This is a genomic window from Nonomuraea sp. NPDC005692, from assembly GCF_040631115.1.
Classification (GTDB): domain Bacteria; phylum Actinomycetota; class Actinomycetes; order Streptosporangiales; family Streptosporangiaceae; genus Nonomuraea.
Map to the genome: position 1 here is coordinate 33,106 of NZ_JBEXYU010000007.1, position 18,505 is coordinate 51,610.

General features: G+C 71.0%; 20 protein-coding genes and 1 pseudogene. 11 read left to right on the forward strand and 10 right to left on the reverse strand.

The features are described from left to right. Positions 1 to 26: 26 nt before the first annotated feature. The gene (locus ABZ459_RS17415) at positions 27 to 542 is read right to left on the reverse strand and encodes a hypothetical protein (RefSeq protein WP_357971254.1); all 516 of its coding nucleotides are present in this window, start codon (positions 540 to 542) and stop codon (positions 27 to 29) included. 176 nt (positions 543 to 718) lie between these two features. Between ABZ459_RS17415 and ABZ459_RS17420 the strand changes: the two genes are divergently transcribed. From ABZ459_RS17420 to ABZ459_RS17445, 6 genes and pseudogenes are all read left to right on the forward strand, one after another. Then, positions 719 to 1,561, forward strand: a complete 843-nt coding sequence (locus tag ABZ459_RS17420) for a universal stress protein (protein ID WP_357971255.1) — start codon at positions 719 to 721, stop codon at positions 1,559 to 1,561. Between the two features lie 62 nt (positions 1,562 to 1,623). Next, complete coding sequence (locus tag ABZ459_RS17425) at positions 1,624 to 2,013, forward strand: hypothetical protein (protein WP_357971256.1); 390 nt, start codon at positions 1,624 to 1,626, stop codon at positions 2,011 to 2,013. 90 nt (positions 2,014 to 2,103) lie between these two features. Next, entirely contained in the window at positions 2,104 to 3,663 is a 1,560-nt protein-coding gene (locus ABZ459_RS17430) for a multicopper oxidase family protein (protein WP_357971257.1), read from the forward strand. Between the two features lie 109 nt (positions 3,664 to 3,772). After that, positions 3,773 to 3,985, forward strand: coding sequence for a hypothetical protein (locus tag ABZ459_RS17435; RefSeq protein WP_357971258.1), 213 nt, complete (start codon positions 3,773 to 3,775; stop codon positions 3,983 to 3,985). A gap of 11 nt (positions 3,986 to 3,996) precedes the next feature. Then, positions 3,997 to 4,068, forward strand: a pseudogene (locus ABZ459_RS17440) (hypothetical protein); the annotation flags it as partial. A 118-nt stretch (positions 4,069 to 4,186) separates the two neighbouring features. After that, positions 4,187 to 4,546: a hypothetical protein gene (locus ABZ459_RS17445; RefSeq protein ID WP_357971568.1), complete on the forward strand. Its 360-nt coding sequence runs from the start codon at positions 4,187 to 4,189 to the stop codon at positions 4,544 to 4,546. A gap of 88 nt (positions 4,547 to 4,634) precedes the next feature. On the opposite strand, the gene ABZ459_RS17450 is transcribed toward ABZ459_RS17445, so the two are convergent. The 3 genes from ABZ459_RS17450 to ABZ459_RS17460 form a co-directional block, all read right to left on the reverse strand. Beyond that, positions 4,635 to 5,039 (reverse strand): hypothetical protein, encoded by a 405-nt coding sequence (locus ABZ459_RS17450; protein WP_357971259.1) that lies wholly within the window; start codon positions 5,037 to 5,039, stop codon positions 4,635 to 4,637. Positions 5,040 to 5,192: 153 nt separating this feature from the next. Next, complete coding sequence (locus tag ABZ459_RS17455) at positions 5,193 to 6,164, reverse strand: helix-turn-helix domain-containing protein (RefSeq protein WP_357971260.1); 972 nt, start codon at positions 6,162 to 6,164, stop codon at positions 5,193 to 5,195. A 166-nt stretch (positions 6,165 to 6,330) separates the two neighbouring features. After that, complete coding sequence (locus ABZ459_RS17460) at positions 6,331 to 6,945, reverse strand: TetR/AcrR family transcriptional regulator (RefSeq protein WP_357971261.1); 615 nt, start codon at positions 6,943 to 6,945, stop codon at positions 6,331 to 6,333. Between the two features lie 3 nt (positions 6,946 to 6,948). Between ABZ459_RS17460 and ABZ459_RS17465 the strand changes: the two genes are divergently transcribed. Together ABZ459_RS17465 and ABZ459_RS17470 are read left to right on the forward strand one after the other, a co-directional pair. After that, the gene (locus ABZ459_RS17465; RefSeq protein WP_357971262.1) at positions 6,949 to 7,443 is read left to right on the forward strand and encodes a carboxylesterase family protein; all 495 of its coding nucleotides are present in this window, start codon (positions 6,949 to 6,951) and stop codon (positions 7,441 to 7,443) included. Positions 7,444 to 7,528: 85 nt separating this feature from the next. Beyond that, a complete protein-coding gene (locus ABZ459_RS17470; protein ID WP_357971263.1) occupies positions 7,529 to 7,957 on the forward strand; it encodes a calmodulin-binding protein in 429 nt (142 codons plus the stop codon). A gap of 94 nt (positions 7,958 to 8,051) precedes the next feature. On the opposite strand, the gene ABZ459_RS17475 is transcribed toward ABZ459_RS17470, so the two are convergent. Genes ABZ459_RS17475 through ABZ459_RS17485 form a run of 3 tightly spaced genes read right to left on the reverse strand, consistent with a single transcriptional unit; the run spans position 8,052 to position 13,343 of the window. Beyond that, on the reverse strand, positions 8,052 to 11,066 hold the full coding sequence (locus tag ABZ459_RS17475) for a WD40 repeat domain-containing protein (RefSeq protein ID WP_357971264.1): 3,015 nt from the start codon (positions 11,064 to 11,066) through the stop codon (positions 8,052 to 8,054). Continuing rightward, the gene (locus ABZ459_RS17480; RefSeq protein WP_357971265.1) at positions 11,063 to 12,289 is read right to left on the reverse strand and encodes a hypothetical protein; all 1,227 of its coding nucleotides are present in this window, start codon (positions 12,287 to 12,289) and stop codon (positions 11,063 to 11,065) included. The genes ABZ459_RS17475 and ABZ459_RS17480 overlap by 4 nt, the downstream gene beginning before the upstream one ends. Beyond that, positions 12,279 to 13,343 (reverse strand): hypothetical protein, encoded by a 1,065-nt coding sequence (locus ABZ459_RS17485; RefSeq protein WP_357971266.1) that lies wholly within the window; start codon positions 13,341 to 13,343, stop codon positions 12,279 to 12,281. The genes ABZ459_RS17480 and ABZ459_RS17485 overlap by 11 nt, the downstream gene beginning before the upstream one ends. Positions 13,344 to 13,490: 147 nt before the next feature. Here ABZ459_RS17485 and ABZ459_RS17490 point away from each other — a divergent pair, with 147 nt between their 5' ends. Then, positions 13,491 to 14,375, forward strand: a complete 885-nt coding sequence (locus ABZ459_RS17490) for a hypothetical protein (protein ID WP_357971267.1) — start codon at positions 13,491 to 13,493, stop codon at positions 14,373 to 14,375. Between the two features lie 12 nt (positions 14,376 to 14,387). Here the strand turns inward: ABZ459_RS17490 and ABZ459_RS17495 are convergent, their stop codons facing one another. After that, a complete protein-coding gene (locus tag ABZ459_RS17495) occupies positions 14,388 to 14,765 on the reverse strand; it encodes a hypothetical protein (protein ID WP_357971268.1) in 378 nt (125 codons plus the stop codon). Then, positions 14,762 to 15,307, reverse strand: a complete 546-nt coding sequence (locus ABZ459_RS17500; protein WP_357971269.1) for a TetR/AcrR family transcriptional regulator — start codon at positions 15,305 to 15,307, stop codon at positions 14,762 to 14,764. The genes ABZ459_RS17495 and ABZ459_RS17500 overlap by 4 nt, the downstream gene beginning before the upstream one ends. A gap of 76 nt (positions 15,308 to 15,383) precedes the next feature. Here ABZ459_RS17500 and ABZ459_RS17505 point away from each other — a divergent pair, with 76 nt between their 5' ends. Then, positions 15,384 to 16,412, forward strand: a complete 1,029-nt coding sequence (locus ABZ459_RS17505) for an acyl-CoA desaturase (RefSeq protein WP_357971270.1) — start codon at positions 15,384 to 15,386, stop codon at positions 16,410 to 16,412. Beyond that, positions 16,409 to 17,935 carry an MFS transporter gene (locus ABZ459_RS17510; RefSeq protein WP_357971271.1) on the forward strand — a complete coding sequence of 509 codons (1,527 nt, stop codon included), beginning with the start codon at positions 16,409 to 16,411 and terminating at the stop codon, positions 17,933 to 17,935. Before ABZ459_RS17505 ends, ABZ459_RS17510 begins: the two co-directional genes overlap by 4 nt. Here ABZ459_RS17510 and ABZ459_RS17515 read toward each other — a convergent pair. Continuing rightward, the gene (locus tag ABZ459_RS17515; RefSeq protein ID WP_357971272.1) at positions 17,932 to 18,468 is read right to left on the reverse strand and encodes a helix-turn-helix domain-containing protein; all 537 of its coding nucleotides are present in this window, start codon (positions 18,466 to 18,468) and stop codon (positions 17,932 to 17,934) included. The genes ABZ459_RS17510 and ABZ459_RS17515 overlap by 4 nt on opposite strands. Between the last annotated feature and the right edge of the window lie 37 nt (positions 18,469 to 18,505).

Genomic DNA, 18,505 nt, shown 5'->3' on the forward strand with positions numbered 1-18,505 from the left:
ACGACCGCCGAGCTGGAGGCCGGGCGCTACAGATCGCCCAAAGCTGACAGAACCCGCCCGATCCAGGCGAACAACCGCAGGATCTGACGGAAGGGCCAGACCGCCACCCAGAAGACCGGTTCAAGCCACCGGAACGGGCCGAGGAGCAGGGCCAGGACCATCATGACCGCGTCCGGATCCAGTGACCGCAGAACCCAGCACCACCCCCGATGCCCCCACCTCCGGTGCAGCACCAACGACACCAGTGCGGGCGGCAACGTCAGAGCCGTCGCGAGCGCGAGCGCGAACGCGGACGGTCCCGGCAGCCAGATCCCGGCCGCGGCCCACAGCAGCCCGTACACCCCCCACGAGACGGCCAGGCCGCCCAGCAGCCGGCCCATCCCACCTTCCGACCGGACGTGCCGCGCCAGGCACGCGGGCAGGCGCACGCACACGTCGGGCAATGAGGTGTCGAGCGGGATCACCGGCCGCTCAGGCCCGGACGGCTCGCACGCCTCGGACGGGCCTTCCCTGCGGCTGAGCGGATGGAGAGCATCGTTCACCCGTCCTGATCTACCGGCGCCGCCTTGTGATCCACTGGTGATCACTGGTCACGCCCGCCCTCCCGACGGGCGTCCCGCACGTCATGGACGGCGCATTGCCCGACCCCGACCGGCGCCCGGATGGCGGTGGGCGGCTTCGGGGTAGGGGAAGGGCGGGGGCTCGGGGGAGGCGAAAGATGGCTGGACGGATCGTGGCGGGCGTGGACGGCTCTCCGCCCTCGATGGCGGCCGTCGAGTGGGCCGCGGCGGACGCCCGCAGGCGCTCGCTGGAGCTGCGGCTGGTGCACGTGTGCGAGCCGTGGACGGGCGACGTCGGGACGGCCGAATACTGCGCCGGGATGCTGGAATCGACCGCGGACCGGGCGCGCGGCCTGGCTCCCGGCGTGGAGATCGGCACGGAGATCCTGCCCGGCCCGGTGGTGGACGACCTGGTGCGGGAGTCGGCGCAGGCCGACAGCCTGGTGCTGGGCAGCAGGGGGCGGGGCGGTTTCGCCGGGATGGTGCTCGGCTCCACGAGCCTGGCGCTGGCCGGGCACGCCGCGAGCCCGGTGGTGGTCGTCCGCGAGGCCGCCACGATCCGCCACGGCAGGATCGTGGTCGGATACGACGGATGGCAGTCCCCGGCCGCCATGGAGTACGCCCTGAAGCAGGCACGCGCCCAGGACGCGGAGCTCCTGGCGCTGTACGCCTGGCGGCCGCCGATCCTGTCCTCGTTCGCCTCCGCCTACAGGATGCCGGGCGAGAGCTTCGAGGAGAACGCCCGCGACGCCGCCCAGCAGGTGATCCCGTGGCGGGGCGGGAACCCTGACGTGCGGATCGTCGACGAGCAGGTGTGCGATCATCCCGTCGCCGCTCTCCGGAACGCCTCCTCCACGGCCGACCTCGTCGTGGTGAGCTCGCGCGGGCTGGGCGAGTTCGCCTCGACGATGCTGGGCTCGGTGAGCCACGGCGTGCTCCACCACGCGGCGTGCCCGGTGGCCGTGGTGCCTGCCGGTGGGGCCTCCCCCGCGTCCCGTTGACGGGTCGGGCGCCGGCGGTCCAAGGCGTCCTGCCTGATACTGGCCGGGGGTATGCTGGCGGTGTGACTTCGAGGGGTGAGCGAGAGGGCCTGCTCCCGCTGTTGCTGCTGGCCGTGCTCGTCGCCCTGGGCCTGGCCGCGATGCACACCCTCGGCCACGTCGGCGTCCGGAACGAGCCGCCGCCCGTCCCTGCCGGGGTCGTCCATGCCGACGACGGCCGGTCCTCGATGCCCGGCCACGGCGGAGCGCCGGACGGCGGTCACGACACCGCCCCCGTCTGCCTGGCCGTCGCGGCCGGCCTCGTCGCGCTCGCCCTGCCGGTGCTCCATCTGGCGGGGCTGTTCGGCTCGTCGTCCAGCGGTCTTTCCCGTGTGGGGTGGCGTGTCGCCGGACGGCTTCGCGGGCCGCCCGACGCGCTCGTCCTGAGACGAACCGTCGTCCTGCGGACCTGAGTCACGGACGCGGATCGCCGTGGCGTTCGCGCCCCGGCCGGATCCGGCTGCGTTCATCCGTGAGCACGACTTCTCAGCGAGGCATCAATCATGCAGATCGATCGACGTACCATGCTGCGGGCCGCCGGGCTCGGCGTCCTGGGCAGCGCTCTCACCGCGTGCGCCGGTGAGCCCGCCGCCACCGGGCCGGCGTTCGTCACGCCGACCAGCGAGCAGGTCCGGCAGGTGGAGCGGGCGCGCCGCACGGGCGCGGTCCGCGACTTCCGCCTGACCGCCGCCGAGAGCCAGGTGGACCTCGGCGGCGTCACCGTGCGCACCTGGGCGTACGACGGCAGGGTCCCGGGGGCGCCCATCCGGGTCAGGGCCGGCGAGGTGGTGCGCGCCCGTCTGGCCAACCGGCTCCCCCAGAACACCAGCATCCACTGGCACGGCCTGGCGCTCAGCAACGAGGCCGACGGCGTGCCCGGCGTCACCCAGCAGCCCGTCGCCGCCGGGGCCGAGCACGTCTACGAGTTCGCCGCCCCCGACCCCGGCACCTACTGGTTCCACCCGCACTCCGGAACCCAGCTGGACCGAGGTCTGTACTCGCCGCTGATCGTGGAGGACCCCCACGAGCCGCTCGGCTACGACGCCGAATGGGTCGTGGTCCTCGACGACTGGCTGGACGGCGTCACCGGCACGCCCGAAGAGGTCCTGGCCGAGCTGTCCCGAGGCATGAGCATGGGCATGAACCACGGCGCCGCCGCCCCCACGGGCGACATGCCCGACATGCCGGGGATGGACCACGGCGCCACCGCCGCCCCCTCCTCCGGCCCGGCGAAGCACATGCTCATGGGCGCGACGAGCCCGCTGCTCGGCGGGGACGCCGGTGACGTACGCTACCCCCACTTCCTGCTCAACGGCCGGGTCCCCGCCGCCGCGGAGACCTTCCGCGCCAGGCCGGGAGCGCGGCTGCGCATCCGCATCATCAACGCCGGGGGCGACACCGCCTTCCGCGTGGCCCTGGCCGGACACCGGCTGACCGTCACCCACACCGACGGCTTCCCCGTCCAGCACGCCGGGACCGACGCGCTGCTGATCGGCATGGGCGAGCGCTACGACGTGCTGGTCACCCTCAAGGACGGCGTCTTCCCGCTGGTCGCCCTGGCCGAAGGCAAGAACGCCGTGGCCCGTGGCCTGATCCGGACCAGCGACGGCGCTTCCGCTCCCCAGGCCGGCGTACGCCCCCGGGAACTGGACGGCGACGTCGTGCGCTACGCCGACCTCAAGCCGGCCGAAGGCGTGCGGCTGCCGGCCAAGGAGCCCGACCGCACCGTCAGGCTGGAGCTGACCGGCACCATGATGGCCTACGACTGGGCGATCAACGGCAAGAAGTACGACCCGGAGATCATCTCACCGGTACGGTCGGGCGAACGCGTACGGCTGTCGTTCGTGAACCGGACCACCATGTGGCACCCGATGCACCTGCACGGCCACACCTTCGCCCTGGCGGACGGCGGCGTCCGGAAGGACACGGTGATCGTCCTGCCCGGCAGCACGCTGAACGTCGACTTCGACGCCGGCAACCCGGGGCTCTGGATGATCCACTGCCACAACATCTACCACGCCGAATCGGGCATGATGACCCTCCTCGGCTACCAGCAGACCTGACCCCTCACGGATACCGAAATACCCCGGACGGGTATGTTGCTTACGGCGGCGCAAGGCCTGCCGAGGGTGCGAACCCCCGGCAGGCGGCCCTCCACGCAGGGAGCGCGCTATGAGAAAGCTGCCATTGGCGATCTGGGCGATGGTCGTCGGAGCGTTCGCGATGGGCGCCGACGAGTTCATCGTCGCCGGTGTCGTCCGTGAGATCGCCCAGTCATTGAACGTCACGATCGGCGCCGTCGGCGCGCTGGAGAGCGTCTACGCGCTCGGCGTCGCGACCCGTCGCGCAAGGGACGTGCGGTGGCCATCGTCTTCTCCGGGCTGACGGCCTCCACGGTGCTCGGCGCGCCGATCGGGGCGGCGATCGGGCAGGCGCTCGGCTGGCGGTTCACGTTCTGGACCCTGGTGGTCTTCGGCGCGGTCGCGCTGCTCGGCCTGATCGGCTCGCTGGGCCGCCGCGACACGGCGGACGTCCGTCACGAACACCACCACGACGCCCGGCCGGGCGGCCGTCGCCCTGTTCGCGATGACCTTCGCCATCGAGAGCAGGCCGGCGACGGTCGTGATGATGCTGGTCTTCGGGAACGCGGCCTTCGCCGTGGTCGCCCCTCTGCAGCTGCGGGTCATGACGGCCGCGGGTCAGGCGCCGGACGTGGCCTCCGCCGCCAACATCTCCGCCTTCACGCTGGGCAGCGCCATCGGCATCCACCTGGGCGGGGCGGCCATCGACGGCGGCCTCGGCCTGAGCTCGGTCAACTGGGTCGGCGGCCTCCTCACCACGGCCGGACTGCTGACCGCCCTGGCCACCTGGAGACCGGCGGACCAGCGGCCGCCCGTACCAGCGGGCCACCATCACCACGCGCCGCCCGCCGCCCACCACCACTGACCCGACGTTCCGAAGACCTCCCCGCGCACGGCAGACGCGGGAGGCGGCCACCGGGCAGCCGCCTCCCGCGCGATGGTTCAGCCCGGCGTCACATCGTGTCGCAGGGAAGGCCCCAGCTCGAATAGCCGCCGCCGGGCTCGTGGTGCCAGAGTTCGGCGCAGATGTTGGTGCCCGCGGGCACCGGCCAGGGGTTGTTGAACGTCAGGGCGACGCCGCTGTAGGTGTAGGTGCCGCTGTTGGTGCTGCGACCGGGGCTCCAGACGCGGATGTGGTAGGAGCCGTTGGGGCCGCAACGGCTCTGGTGCTGGAGCTTGATCCTGCCGTCCTGGGCCCAGAGCCCGAGGCACCGGCTGATCCCGGCCACCTTCCTGGCATCCGCGACTTCGGCCGAAGCAGGCGAGTTCGCGACCGTCGTGGTGACCGCGAGAGCGGTCGCCATCGTCAGGAAGGCACCCAGAAGGCGGCCCTTCCTGAACGTTCCCGCTGTCTTCATAGGGGTTTCTCCTTTGCTCATGGGGTTCCCGTGACGCCCCCGTGTGACGCGATCGGAGGTCTCGGCGTTCTTGACCCCGTCCAGGCAAAAGAATGCCCGCCGCGGCCGGAGCGGGCCTTACGGCTGCGGGCACGGATGTTCAGCCTGCGGGCACTACCTCGCGCACTGCCGGCGGAACTCGCTCGGCGACAACCCGTAGGCGCCGCGGAACGCCTGGCTGAAATGCGCCGGGCTGGTGAACCCCCACCGGGCCGCGATCGCGTGGATCGGGTAGCCGGCCAGATGCGGCTCGGCGAGATCGCGGCGGCACTGCTTCAGGCGGCGCTCGCGGATCCAGCCGGCCACGGTGTGTCCGTCGGCGTGGAACAGCTTGTTCAGATACCGCAGGGAGATGTGGTGTGCCGCGGCGATCGCGGACGGGGTCAGGTCCGTGTCGCCCAGGTTCGCCTGGACGAAGGCGTGGATCCGGGCGAGCAACGCGCGTCGCCGGCTGCCCGGCGGTACCGCGCTGTGGGCGTCCAGAGCACCGGCCAGCGCGGCGGTCAGGACGTCGAGGGTCAGGGTGGAGACCCGGGTCGCCTCGGCCGGGCTGAACTCCTCCAGGTGCCGGGCCAGCTGGAGCAGGAACTGCGAGGCCAGCGCGCCCATCCCCCGGTCACCCCTGATCGGCACCGCGTTGAGCTCGCGCAGGCCCCGCTCGGGCAGCGGCAGCAAGGAGCGCGGGAACTGCAGCGACAGCACCTGGCCGTCGGCGGGGCCGCTCGACTCGAACGTGGTCACATAGGGCTGCGAACTGTCCCGGAGCATCAGATCGCCGACCCGCAGCTCCCCCCGCCGGCCGGCTTGCTCTCCGCCGGCGTGACCCCGGACGGCGCAGGTCACGAAGAAGGTCTCCGGGTCGGAGCGGCGGATCAGCCGGGGCGTACGCCGGATCGTCAGCGACGGCGCGGTCAGCAAGGTCGCCTGCACCAGGCCGAGCCCGCCGAGCGCGACGTGAGCCTGAAACGCGCTTTCCAGACGTGGTTCGCAGGACGCGTCCAGCGGCATCCACATCTTCGAGCTCATCTCGCGCCAGAAGGCGAACCGCTCCTGCGGCGGGACGTCGGCGAAGCTGACCACGTCCATGGGCCTCCACATCGAAGTGTCGCTCCGGGGCCGCCCCAGCATCACCCGCTCAAGGTGCCACACGCAACCCGCCCGGGGAGCTCCGCGCGGGGCTCCGCTGTTTCCGGACGCGGGGCCGCCCAGCCCCCGTTTTCGCAGAAGCCAGCGCGTTCACCGGGCTTTTCGGTCACGCGTTCCGGTTCTGCTCGGTGAACAGCCTGTCCAGGTGCAGGTCGATCGCGGTGAGGGCGTCCTGGGGGGTGATCACGTCCAGTTCGAGCAGGGGTGAGGCCGGTGAGGGCGAGGAGCAGGTTGGTCTCGGTCGCCGGGTCGCGGTCGGGGGGATGTGCCCGTCGGCGATCGCCTGGCGGACCAGCTGCTCGACCAGAGCCCGCCCCTGGACGAGGCCGCGGCGCGCCTGCTCGTGGACGGCCTCGTCGTGCAGCGCCTCCAGGACGTAGGCGGCGCTCATCCGGCTGGTCGCGCGGGCGTCGGCGTGCAGGGGAAGCATCTCCGCGAGCGTCAGTCGCAGCACGTCACGGGGGTGCGGACGGTCGCCGAGCTCGGCAAGGCCCTGCTCGACGCGCAGCGAGGTCTGCTCGGAGGCGAAGTCCATGGCGAAGGAGAGCATGGCGGCCCGGGAGGCGAAGTAGTGCTGCAGCTGCCCGAGGGACATGCCCGCCTCCTGCGCCACCACCCGTGTCGTCAGGTGCGTGACGCCGCGCTGCGCCACCACCCGCCACAACGCGCGGGCGTGCGGACCGCGGAAGGCGTGGTGCAGGGGCGCTGGCGGCAGGGGCACACGGTGTTCCGCGGCATCCCCTATGCCCAGCCCCCGGTGGGGGCGCTCCGGTTCGCCGCGCCCGCCCCGCCGCACCGCTGGGACGGCACGAGGCAGGCGGCGGAGTTCGGCCCCCCGGTGCCGCTGTCCTTGCCGGTCGACGTGGGTCCGCCGCGGGGCACGGACTGGCTGACGCTCAACGTCGGCACTCCGGATCCGGGCGCGGCCGGACTGCCGGTGCTGGTGTGGCTCCCCGCGGGCGGCTACGTCTCGGCGGCGTCGAGCGACCCGATGTACGACCCGGCGGCGCTGGCCGGGGCGGGACTCGTCGTGGTGACCGTCAACTGCCGCGTGGGCGCGGAGGGTTTCGCGTTCCTCGACGACGCGCCGCCCAACCGCGGGTTCCTCGACCAGATCGCGGCGCTGGAGTGGGTGGGGCGGCGACACGGGCCCCGGAGTACCGGGGAACGGAAGCGCACGCGGACGCCCATGCGGAGAGTGACTACGTTGTCACGGTGACGCCAGATGGTGACCGCCAGATCATGTGATTACTTAGCGTTGCCGATCACAACTCACTGTAGTCACACCTGGTGAAGGGATCTCCATGCGCAGCGTCCTGGCCAAGACCCTCACAGCTCTCGTCGCCGTTGCGGCCCTCGGCGTCGCCGGCCCCGCACCCGCCCAGGCGGCGGACGCGGCCTACTTCGAGATGACCGACGTCACCCACGAAAGGTTCGTCGTCAAGCTCACCGACCCTGCGAAGATTCAGCACGCCCGCGACCTGGTGAACGGCGAGACCACAGACCGGCCGCACGTCGTCGGACGCATCCTCAAGCGCGAAGCCGACTACAACCCGCGATGGAGCTACCACCTCAACACCGACACCATCGACTTCTTCGACCAGTTCATCGAAGTCTGCGACGCGACGATCCCCTACGTCGAGGACCACCTGGACGAGGCCGGCGGAGCGTTCCTCCCCGGCCTCGTCTGGTGCGACTGGTCTTCCAGGCTCGTGCGCGAGATCAGGCCGTAGCGCCTGGCATCGTCCGCCATCGCGGCCCCTGGAGGATCACTCCGGGGGCCGCCCGCATGCACCAGCGGCTACGACGAGCTGCGGAACCTCCCGCTCATGCTGGGCAGTACTCCGTGTCGGGTTCCCGGGTCAGCGAGCAGATGACGCGAAGGGGGTCAGCGGGAACGTCCAGGCGCCAGATCTGCACGCCGGACACGGTCGCGACCGCCAACCGCTCGCCCTTCTTGCTGAAGGCCAGGCTGGTGACGCCACCCGGTACGCGGAGCCCAGGAGCCAGCAACCCGCCGTCATCGACGTCCCACACATGAACCTCGCCGTTGCTGGTGCCGGCAGCCAGCATCCTTCCGTCGGGGCTGAAGGCGATGTGGTAGATCGAGGACGTCTTGACGACGAAGTTCCGGAGAGGCCGGCGGGTGTCGGCGTCCCAGATGGCCACCTGCCCGGTCTGGCCCTCGGCTGCGGCCACCAGCTTGCCGTCGGCACTCACGTCGACATCGACGGTGTGCGGCCAGCCCGTCTTCAGGACCTTTCCGGGCTTGTCCGGTTCCCGCATGGTCCTGAGTTCGACGTTGCCGCGGGAGTCCGCGGTGGCCAGGAGCTCGCCGCCCACCGCCAGGCCGAGGATGCCCGTGCCGAACGGCTTGGTGATGGGCTTGGCGCCGGCCGCGTCCCACACTTGCGCCTGTCCGCTGCCGCCGGTTGCGATGACACTGCCGTCCCGGCTGTAGGCGAGGTCGCTGTAGAGCCCGGAGGTCGGGGGCGATACGGCTCTCACTCCGCCGTTCGACCACAACCGCACGGCGTCCTTTCGGCCTGTGGTGGCCAGGGTTCGTCCGTCGGGGCTGAAGGCCACGGCCCTGACCTGCTGCGGGTGAGCGTACGACGTGTAGGTGCCGGCCGGCGGAGTCCATACCCTGACGTCACGACCGTCGGCGACGGCCAGTCGCCCATCTGGGTGGTAGGCCACGGCCACCGCCTCGTCCCGGGTGGGGAGCAGCTTGCCTTCCGGCTGCCAGGAGGTCGCGTCCCACAGCCATACGGTGCCGCCCTGGACAGCCGTGGCCAGTGTGCGGCCATCCGGGGCGAGCGCTACCGCCGTGAGGTATCGTCCCTGGCCGTTGAAGGGCGCGCCGCGCTGCCGCAAGGTCTCCATGTCCCACAGCCGGGCTGTCATGTCCGTGCTGGACGAGGCCAGAGTCGTGCCGTCGGCGCTGAAGGACAGGCCCGTGACGCTCTGGTCGTGGCGGAACGCGGCGACGGCCTTCCGGGTGCCGACGTCCCACAGCGTGACCACGCCGTCCGTGCCGCCCGCCGCCAGCCTGGCGCCATCGGGGGTGAAGGCCACCGCGTTGACGGACGAGTTGCCGCCGGACAGCGTCTTGATCAGCCGGCGCGTACCGAGATCCCAGAGCTGGACCTTGCCGTCGATGCCCCCGGTGGCGAAGACGTCGCCGCGGGGGCTCAGCGCGACGATGGTGATCTGCCCGGTTGGCTCCATCCTCAACGGCGGCACGGAAAGGCGTCGCCGCTCAACGTCCCACAAGCGAATCGTCCCCTCCTCGGTCACGGTGGCGAGGGTTCGGCCGTCACGGCTGAACGACACCGACAGAACGGGGCTGTCGTGCCGCAGCGGCTCGGACAGGGGACGCAGGGTCGCCGGGTCGAGAAGCAGTGCGGTCCTGTCGGAGAGGGCGACCGCCAATTGGGAGCCATCCGCGCTGAACGTCAGTCCCGAGATCTTCTTGCCGATGAGGCTCGTGGTGATCGCGTTTTCTCCGGTCTGCGGCTTCCACAGCTGGAGCACGCCGTTCATGCCGGCGGTGGCGAGCCGGTCGTTGGCCGGGCTGAATGCCATGACGATCTCCGAGTCCCCGACCGGCAGGATCGCCCGGACCCGAGTGGTGACCGTCCTGAGCATGCGGTAACGGGCCGCGGGCGTTCGGCGCAGCGACCAGGACTTCGCAGCCAGTTGCCCAGCGAGCACGAGATCTTGCTGCCATGCGTCGTCGCTCTGGCGCAGCAGCGTGGCAGCCTGGGCGGCGACGTGGTTCGTGTAACCGAACCCGGCGATGATGCCGAACGGCAGCACTGCGAGTGCCGCGCTGAGGGTCTTCCATCCGTGGGGGCGACGGGCCTGGCGGGCCGCGTGCTGCCAGGTTCTCGCCCCCCGCACCACGAGCCCTGGCGGTGCGAGGGTCTTCACCTTCGCCAGGTCCTGGGCAGGGACGATGAGCCGCTTGATGCCCGCCGCCGCCGCCAACTTCTCCCCGTATCCCTCGACGGGAGCGACGGAGCCGTCGTCCTTGAGGTCTCCGACGATCGCCAGGTGGGCACGCGGCCTGGACCACGTCAACGCGTGCCGCCGGCCGCTCCTTCGTTGCAGCTCGTTCAATATGAAGGCGAACGCTGTGCTCAGGGAGCCGCCCACGATCCGTGCCGCGGGTCCGGCCTGCAACTCGCCGGTCTGCGACTCGATCGTCCACAACACCTGCCCGGCCAGCCGTCCACCCGCCTGCCGCCATGCCGTGTCCAGCCCGCGTTGGAAGTCCGCATCGGCGGTGAAGAACGTCATCTGGGATGGATCGGGTGCCAGGCCGGGTGGGCGGCCGGGAATCAGGCGCGCCGTGAGCCGGCCCTGCAGCCCAGCGTCGTTCGTCGCGAACAGCACGCCCGTCGCGGCCTCCGGAGCGATGCCAGGATCATCGCCGGCGAGCCAGGCCAGCGCTGCGTCGGTGGCCGTCGGCCGCGGTACCGGGGAGGCGAACGCGCGCCGCTGCCAGTCCAGCCACGCCTCTACGCGCTGCTCCCTCCCGTCCGCCTCCAACAAGGTCAAGGCCAAACCGGCGAACCGGCGGGCCACGATGACCGCGGACGGCACAGACGTCTCGCCGTCCAGGAAATCCGGATAGAAGACCGTCGGCAGCTGTCCGAGCAGGTCCTCCAGGGCGGTGCCGCCCTTCTCGATCCGGGCGAGGGACTCCATGTCCCCGTCGGCGACACAGGCCCGGACGAATCTCGTGAAAGGCACCCCAGGCCCCACGAGGTCGACGGCCTTGTACTCGGCGGCGGCCGAGTCGTGGAGGAGCCTCCTGACGTCCTCGTCCTTCACAGAACATCCCCCGAGAGGCGGGCCAGCAGGGAGTGCAGGACATGGTCGTCACGCAGTTCGGCGGCGAGCTCGCGCCACAACCGCAGGGCGGGCCGGGGCAGACTCGCGGGGAGCGAGGGCAACAGGTCCTCTTCGCTCAGCCCAGCCACCTCGAAGCCGCCGATGGCGGGCAGGGTCACATCCACGTCGAACTCGCGAAGTGGCAGCCTCACAGGCAGCGTGCCGGACAAGCCGTCGGCATGCCGGTCCAGCGGGATGAGAAAGGTGCGCGGGCCCACGTCCACGCGGGAGACCACGACACCATACGTCTCGGCGACGTAGCCGGCACGGCCGGGATCGAGCCGTGCGGTGACACCGAGCTCCAAGACTCCGCTGCTGGTGACCACCGCCTCGACCTCCAAGGGATCCCTGCGCAGCCGATAGCGCATCCGACGCACGCCGGAAGTGTCGGCCGCGGGAGGAAGGGCGATCGGCACGCGCACGGCCCCCTCGCCGACGTCGGCCGCTTCCAGCAGTCTCTCCGCGCTCCGCGAGGCGAAGTGTGCCAACAACGGATCGCGGCTGGGGAGCTCCAGAAGCAGGAGAGACAACGCCTCACGCGTCACGGCGGGCACCCGCGCCGCCTGCAGCTCGGATATCCGGCTGCACAGTGCGGTGGCGCCGGCCCGAGCAGCAGTGGCGTCACCGAAGCGCAGGCCGGCCGCGAGCTGATCCAGTGCCGCGGTGAAGCGGGATCCGGCGGGGGCGAACCAGTGCCGTGACAAGATTCCGGGAACGGCCGCAGGCCCTCTCAGCGTCGCCCGTACCTGCTCGGCCAGCCGGGTCACCAGCTCCCACGGAAGCACGTGAAAGAGCTGCGGCGGCGGCTCGCCCTCTGTCACGAGCCGCGCCAGCAGCAGGTATCGCAGCGGCCGGTCCTCCGCTGCCAGCACGGCGATCGACTCCGCGTCCCACGGCGCGTGCGGCCACGCGTCCTCGATCCGTCGCAGTACGCGCAGCCCTTCCTGGGTGACCCGGATCGGAGTGCACGTCTCGTCCACCTCGACGAGCCTCTCGCCGGTCTGCTCGTGCACAAGGACGAGGGCCCCGTCCGCGCGGTCGTGCCGCCACCCGTGCGCGAAGTGCGGCAGCTGTCGCGCATCGGCCCTCTCGTCTCCGTCGTTGACGTCGCCGTAGGGGTCCGCGGCCGGGCGCACCCAGTTGCTGAGCGGCTTAGCCGGCATGACGGCCCCCCTCCCGTACGGCCTGGATCAGCGAGCCCGCCACCGCACCCAGCCGTTCCACCGCCCGCAGGGCTTCTGACGTCCGCTCCTTGGGAATGCACCGTCCCCAGAAGCCGAGCAGGCTGCGTCGCATGTCCGCGGGCAGTTCACCAGCCAGATCGGCAAGATGGCGATCTATCCACGCGGCTGCCTCCGACATGTCCGCGTCCGGTGATCGGACGGCGAACTTCACTGTTCGGATGACGACCTTCACGCGCTCGACGGGGTCATCCCCGGCGTAGACAGGCGCGAGCGTCCTGGGCATGGCGCGAAGATGTCGCACTCCTTGCCCCGACGGATCGATCAGGACGTGCCGCCGCAGGTCGTAGTAGAGACCGTTGATCGTCAGATCACGCGTGCCGACGTCGTCGAGCAGGTCGCCGCCTGAGGCGGGGAAACGGAACCCGTGCTGCGACAGCGCCTTGTACTCGATGATCCGCTCGGAGCCCGGCATGCCGTCCTGGACCGAAAGCACACGGCCGGGCGAGATGTGGGGGCGGTGGTCTCCCAGGCCGCTGAGCGCCAGCATCTCGGGGGCCAGGGCGTGGAGTTCGCCGGTCAGCATCGTGCCGGCGAAGTCGAGGTCGTTGACGGCCGGGGCCGGGTCGGCCACGAGATCCCGGACAGCACCGCCGATGAGCCACAGAGCGCAGTCCCGCCGCGCGAACTCCGCGACCAGCGATCGCACGAAACGGCCCGGCTCAGGGCGCTGGTCGATGGCTCTGCTCACCGCCGCGCGAAGCCCCGGCCTGACGTCGTCCGCGTCCGTCACATCCCCTTCCCCGATCCGGTGCGCGATCTGGGGGCCGCACCGCTTGATGCTCGGATCCTCGCGCGGCGGGATCGGCCGTGTCGGGATGCGCGCGCAGGCCTCGTCCCCGGCCAGGAGGAGGCGGTCATCGGGACCGGATTCGAGAGCCGTGGCGAACCCCGTCACCGGCACCCCGTCCACCTGGTCGCCCTTGACCAGCGGACCGTCGGCCTGCCGCTCGTAGTGCATGCGTAAATCGGCCATGCGCTGAGCCCACCCCACCCATGTTGCGTGATTTGCCTGAATGGCACGGCTGATCGGCGAGCAGCGCGGCTATGCTGCCGTCACGGCCGTGAGACGGCCAATAAAGCAGATGTCTGTCGCTGATAGATCGCAACCAGGGGTGCCATCGTGGCCAATGAGCCAGTCCCCACCCGGGCCGAGCTCGCCGGTCGGCTGCTGCGAACACTGCTCGACCGGCCGGAACACCGTCGGCGCTGGCAGCGCCATCAGCAGCGGTGTTCCCCGTCCGGTGTGCCCAGCCGGCGCGCGGTGGCCAAGGTCGTGGCTGCTCACCTGGTGGAGCAGGGCCTGTTAGCGGACACGGTCAAGGACCCGGGCAGGATTCTGAAGGACCGGATCGGCCGCGCCCTGGCAGGCACGGTCTTCAGTCCCGACACCCTCAGCCTGTTCGTGGACGCCTTCGAGATGAGCGACGAGGACGAGCGGGCTCTGCGGGAAGCCCTCACGGGCCCGCCGGCGGGGATCAGGGCCCCGCAGCCGCTCCCCCTGCGCCAGCGCCACCGCACGCTGATGCTTCTCGAACACCGCACGATCGACGCCGACGGCCGGGCGGCCGCCCAGCGCTCCACGAAGATAATCCGTGCCTGCGAGGACAACATCGACTGCTATCCGTGCTTCCTGTCGCCGAGAACCGCCGATGTCGAGACCGTCCACGAGGTCCGCCTGGAGCCGCCCGTGATGAAGATCCTGCTTCCGAGGCCGCTGCTGGCAGGCGAGGACACCCGCCTGGAGTACCGCCGCACGTTCCTTCCTTCCTCCGAGCCGGACACGGAATACCGAAGGGTCTTCCACGCCCGCACCGAGAGCATCAGCATCGCCGTCCAGTTCCACGTCGAACGGCTGCCGCGCCACACGTGGTGGTCGACCTGGGACCATCACCGTGCCGGCGCCGTGCTCGCCGAGGAACCTGTGGCGCTCGACAACCTTCATCGCGCTCACCGCTACGTCCCCGCCCTGGAGAACGCGGCGGCGGGCTTCCGATGGGCCTGGTAGCCCGAGGTGCGGTCACGATCGTCGGCCCAGGGCCTGGGCAGCGCCGGATGTCGGCGACCGGCTGACCGCGTCCAGGGCCGGCCCGGAGGCTCCCTCCGAGAGCAGCCCCACCTCCCTGAGCCCCTCCTCGTATCCGCCCTCCGTACCGGTCCAGAACCGCTCGGCGGCATCGACGACCATCAGCCGCCGGTCGACGCTCCAGGCTTCGATCATGTCCAGCAGGACGCGTCCTTCGGCCGCCCAGGTCTCCGGTGAGCCCAACGCGATCACCTGGGCCACTCCCCTGGCCAGCAACCGCGCCTTGGCCGTGCGTTCCGCGGCGCCCAGCCCGTTCACCGCATCCACGATCATCAGGCCCTGACGCAGGGTGAGTGGCGGCATCGTGGTCATCCGGCGGCGCCGGACCGTACGGCACGCAGCGCCTCCGTCAGCGTCTCAGCGGTGGGGGCGCGGTCGGGATCGATGAGGTGCTGCAGGATGAGCCCCGTCAGCAGGGTCAGGCACAGGGCTCCGATCGCCTGCCGCGTGGCCCGCGGCAACGTCGCCTCGGCGAGCCAGTGGGACAGCTCCTGGCGGGCGGTCTCCTGCGCGTCGGCCAGCGCCTGCCGCAGTTGTGGCCGGCGCTCGGCCTGGGCGAAGACCTCGATGTTGGCCACGAAGACGGGACGGTGCAGGTCGAGCAGCTCGATCGCCCGCCGCCACACGGACTCCGGCACGTCCTCCGCAAGAGCTTGACGCAGCTTGTCGGCCCACTCGGCGGTCGCCTCGAGCATGGCCTCGACCAGCAGCGCGTCCTTCGAGCCGAAGTGGTAGCCGATGGAGGCCAGGTTGGCGCCGCTGGTCCTGGCGATGTCACGGGCCGTGGTGTGGGCGTAGCCGCGTTCCTGCAGGCAGCGTTTGGCGCCCTCGATCAGCTTGTCTCGCTCCTTCATGCCGCCACCTTATCCAAACAAGCGTCACAAACAAGTGTTTTGCACGTTTGCGCCAAACGTGTGTATGTTCGGCGGCATGGCACAAGCATCCGCAACGGCCACGGCCGTGAGCGACTTCAGCCGACTGTCCAGCCGCATCAGGCAGGCCGGGCTCCTCGACCGCCGCCCCCGCTACTACCTGGTACGGCTCAGCGCGGTGACCGGTCTCTACCTGGCAGCCGTGGCGGCGTTCTTCCTGCTCGGCGACTCCTGGCTTCAGGTGCCGCTGGCCGCCCTCCTCGCGATCGTCTTCGCACAGGTCGCGCTCGTCCTGCACGATCTGGCCCACCGGCAGATCTTCACCGGCCGGCGCCCCACCGAGGTCCTCGGGCTCCTCGGCGGCAACCTCGCCATCGGGCTCGGCTACGGCTGGTGGATGAACAAGCACACCCGCCACCACGCCAACCCCAACCACGAGGACCTCGATCCGGACGTCGTGCCCGACGTCCTGGTGTGGTCCCCGGAACAGGCACGCGACAGCCGCGGCCTGGCCCGGCTCATCGGCGGCAGGCAGGCGTTGCTCTTCTACCCGCTGCTGCTGCTGGAGGGGCTCAACCTGCACCTGGGCGGCATCCGCGCCCTTCGGCGGCCCTGGCTGAAACACCGCGTCCTGGAGGGCGCGTTGCTGCTCGCCCACTTCGTCCTCTACCTGGGCGCGCTGGCCTGGGTCCTGTCGCCGGGCAAGGCGCTGGTCTTCTTCGCCGTGCACCAGGGACTCTTCGGCCTCTACATGGGCTGCGTCTTCGCCCCCGGGCACAAGGGCATGCCCACGCTCACCGGCGAGAACGAGCTGGACTTCCTGCGCAAGCAGGTGCTCACCACCCGCAACGTGCGCGGTGGCCGGTTCGTCGACCTCGCCATGGGCGGGCTCAACTACCAGATCGAACACCACCTGTTTCCCCATATGCCCACCCCCAACCTGCGTAAGGCCCGACCCCTCGTACGGGCCTACTGCCGCGGGCTCGGCCTGCCGTACCACGAGGCCGGTTTCGTGGCCTCGCACGGCGAGGCCCTCCGCCACCTGCACCACGCCGGTGCTCCTCTCCGCGAGAAAGGCCGCTCATGAGTGCCGGACGCAAACAATGGATCGGACTGGCCGTCCTGGTCCTGCCCGTACTTCTGATCTCCGTCGACCTGCACGTTCTGTCGTACGCGCTGCCGTTCATCAGCGCCGATCTGGCGCCGAGCGGCTCCCAGCTGCTGTGGATCATCGACATCTACCCGTTCATGCTGGCCGGGCTCCTGTTGCCGATGGGCGCGCTGGGCGACCGGGTGGGACGGCGACGGCTGCTGATGGCCGGCGCCGCCGCGTTCGGCGCGGCCTCCGCGGTCGCCGCGTTCTCCCCCAGCGCCGACCTGCTGATCGCCACCCGGGCCCTGCTCGGGGTGGGCGGCGCCACCCTGATGCCCTCGACGTTGTCGCTGATCCGCAACATGTTCCACGACGACGGCCGGCGCCGGATCGCCATCTCCATCTGGACCGGCGCGTTCGCCGGCGGCGCCATGCTGGGCCCGCTCATGGGCGGCGCGTTGCTGGAGCACTTCTGGTGGGGCTCGGTGTTCCTGGCCAACCTGCCGGTGATGGCGCTGCTGCTGGTCCTCGCGCCGCTGCTGCTGCCCGAGTCCCGTGATCCGCGTCCGGGACGGTTCGACCTGTTCGGGGTTGCCCTGTCGCTGGGCGCGATCCTGCCGACGATCTACGGGATCCAGCACATCGCACAGGACGGCCTCAGCGGGCCGCCGGTGCTGGCCATCGTCGCCGGGCTGGTGTCGGGCGCCGCCTTCGTCCGGCGCCAACGCGCGACCGCTGACCCGATGCTGGACGTGCGCCTGTTCGGCAGCCGCGCCTTCACCGCCGCCGTCACCGCGAACACCCTCGGCGTCTTCGCCATGGTCGGTTCCAGCCTGTTCACCACCCAGTATCTGCAGATGGTCATGGGCGCCCGGCCGCTGATCGCGGGACTGTACGCGCTGCCGTCAGCGGGGACGGCGATGCTCGCCGCCGGACTGGCCCCGATCCTGGTGCGCAGGATCCGTCCCGGGCTGGTGGTCTGCGCCGGGTTGCTCATCGGTGCGAGCGGTTTCGCCCTGTTGTCCCAGCTGGAGGTGACCGGCCGGAGCGGTCTGCTGATCGCCGGGATCATGCTGATGGCCGGCGGCGTCACCCTCGTCCTGACGGTCTCCGCCGACCTGATCATCGCCACCGCGCCGCCGGAGCGCGCGGGGTCGGTCGCCGGGTTGTCGCAGGTGGCCACCGAGTTCGGCGGCGCGCTCGGCATCTCCCTGCTGGGCAGCATCGGCACCGCCGTCTACCGGGAGCACCTCAGCGACGCCGGCGCCCCCGCAGCGGCCCGCGACACCCTCGGCGGCGCCCTGGAGACGGCGCGGCAGCTGACGGAACCGGACGCGACCGCCCTCGCCGCCGCCGCCCGCGAAGCCTTCACACAAGGCCAGCATTACGCCATGATCGCCGCGGCTGCCGTCCTGTGCCTGATGGCACTGCTCGCGCCCGTCCTGCTGCGTTCCGTACGGCGAGCGAGCCGGCCGCAGCCCGAGCCGGACCAGTCCGGACGGCACGCGATGCGTTAGCCGTCGGCCGCCGCGCCCAGCGACCGGATGCCCGCGGCCAGCTCGTGAGCCGTCGGGGCGTGGTCCGGGTCGATCTGCCACCGCACCAGCAGGCCGATGAACAGCGTCAACAACACCTGCGCGGCCGCCTCGTCCTGACGTGGCAGGCGCTGGGCCAGCTCACGCCGGGCCAGTGCCTGCCCTTCGGCCAGGCTGGTTCGTACGTCGGGAAGATGAGGCGCCTGCGCCAGCGTCTCGACGTTGGCGCGCCACACCATCGGACGGGAGCGGAAGGACGCGATCAGTTCCGCCCAGAACGCCTCGAACCACTCCTTGGAGTCGTCGGGGAACGCCTTCAGGACCTCCGCGACGGCTTCGCCGGTCACTTCGATCATCGCCTGGGTGAGCAGGGCGTCCTTGGACCGGAAGTGATAGTTGATCGCGGCGAGGTTGCTGCCGGAGACGGCCACGATGTCCCGGACGGTCGTGCGTGCGTACCCGCGCTCGGACAGGCACTGCTTGGCCGCGGCCAGCAGATCGTCAGGAACTCCCACGCGGGCGATCCTACCAAGGTCACAGACAAGCGTTTCA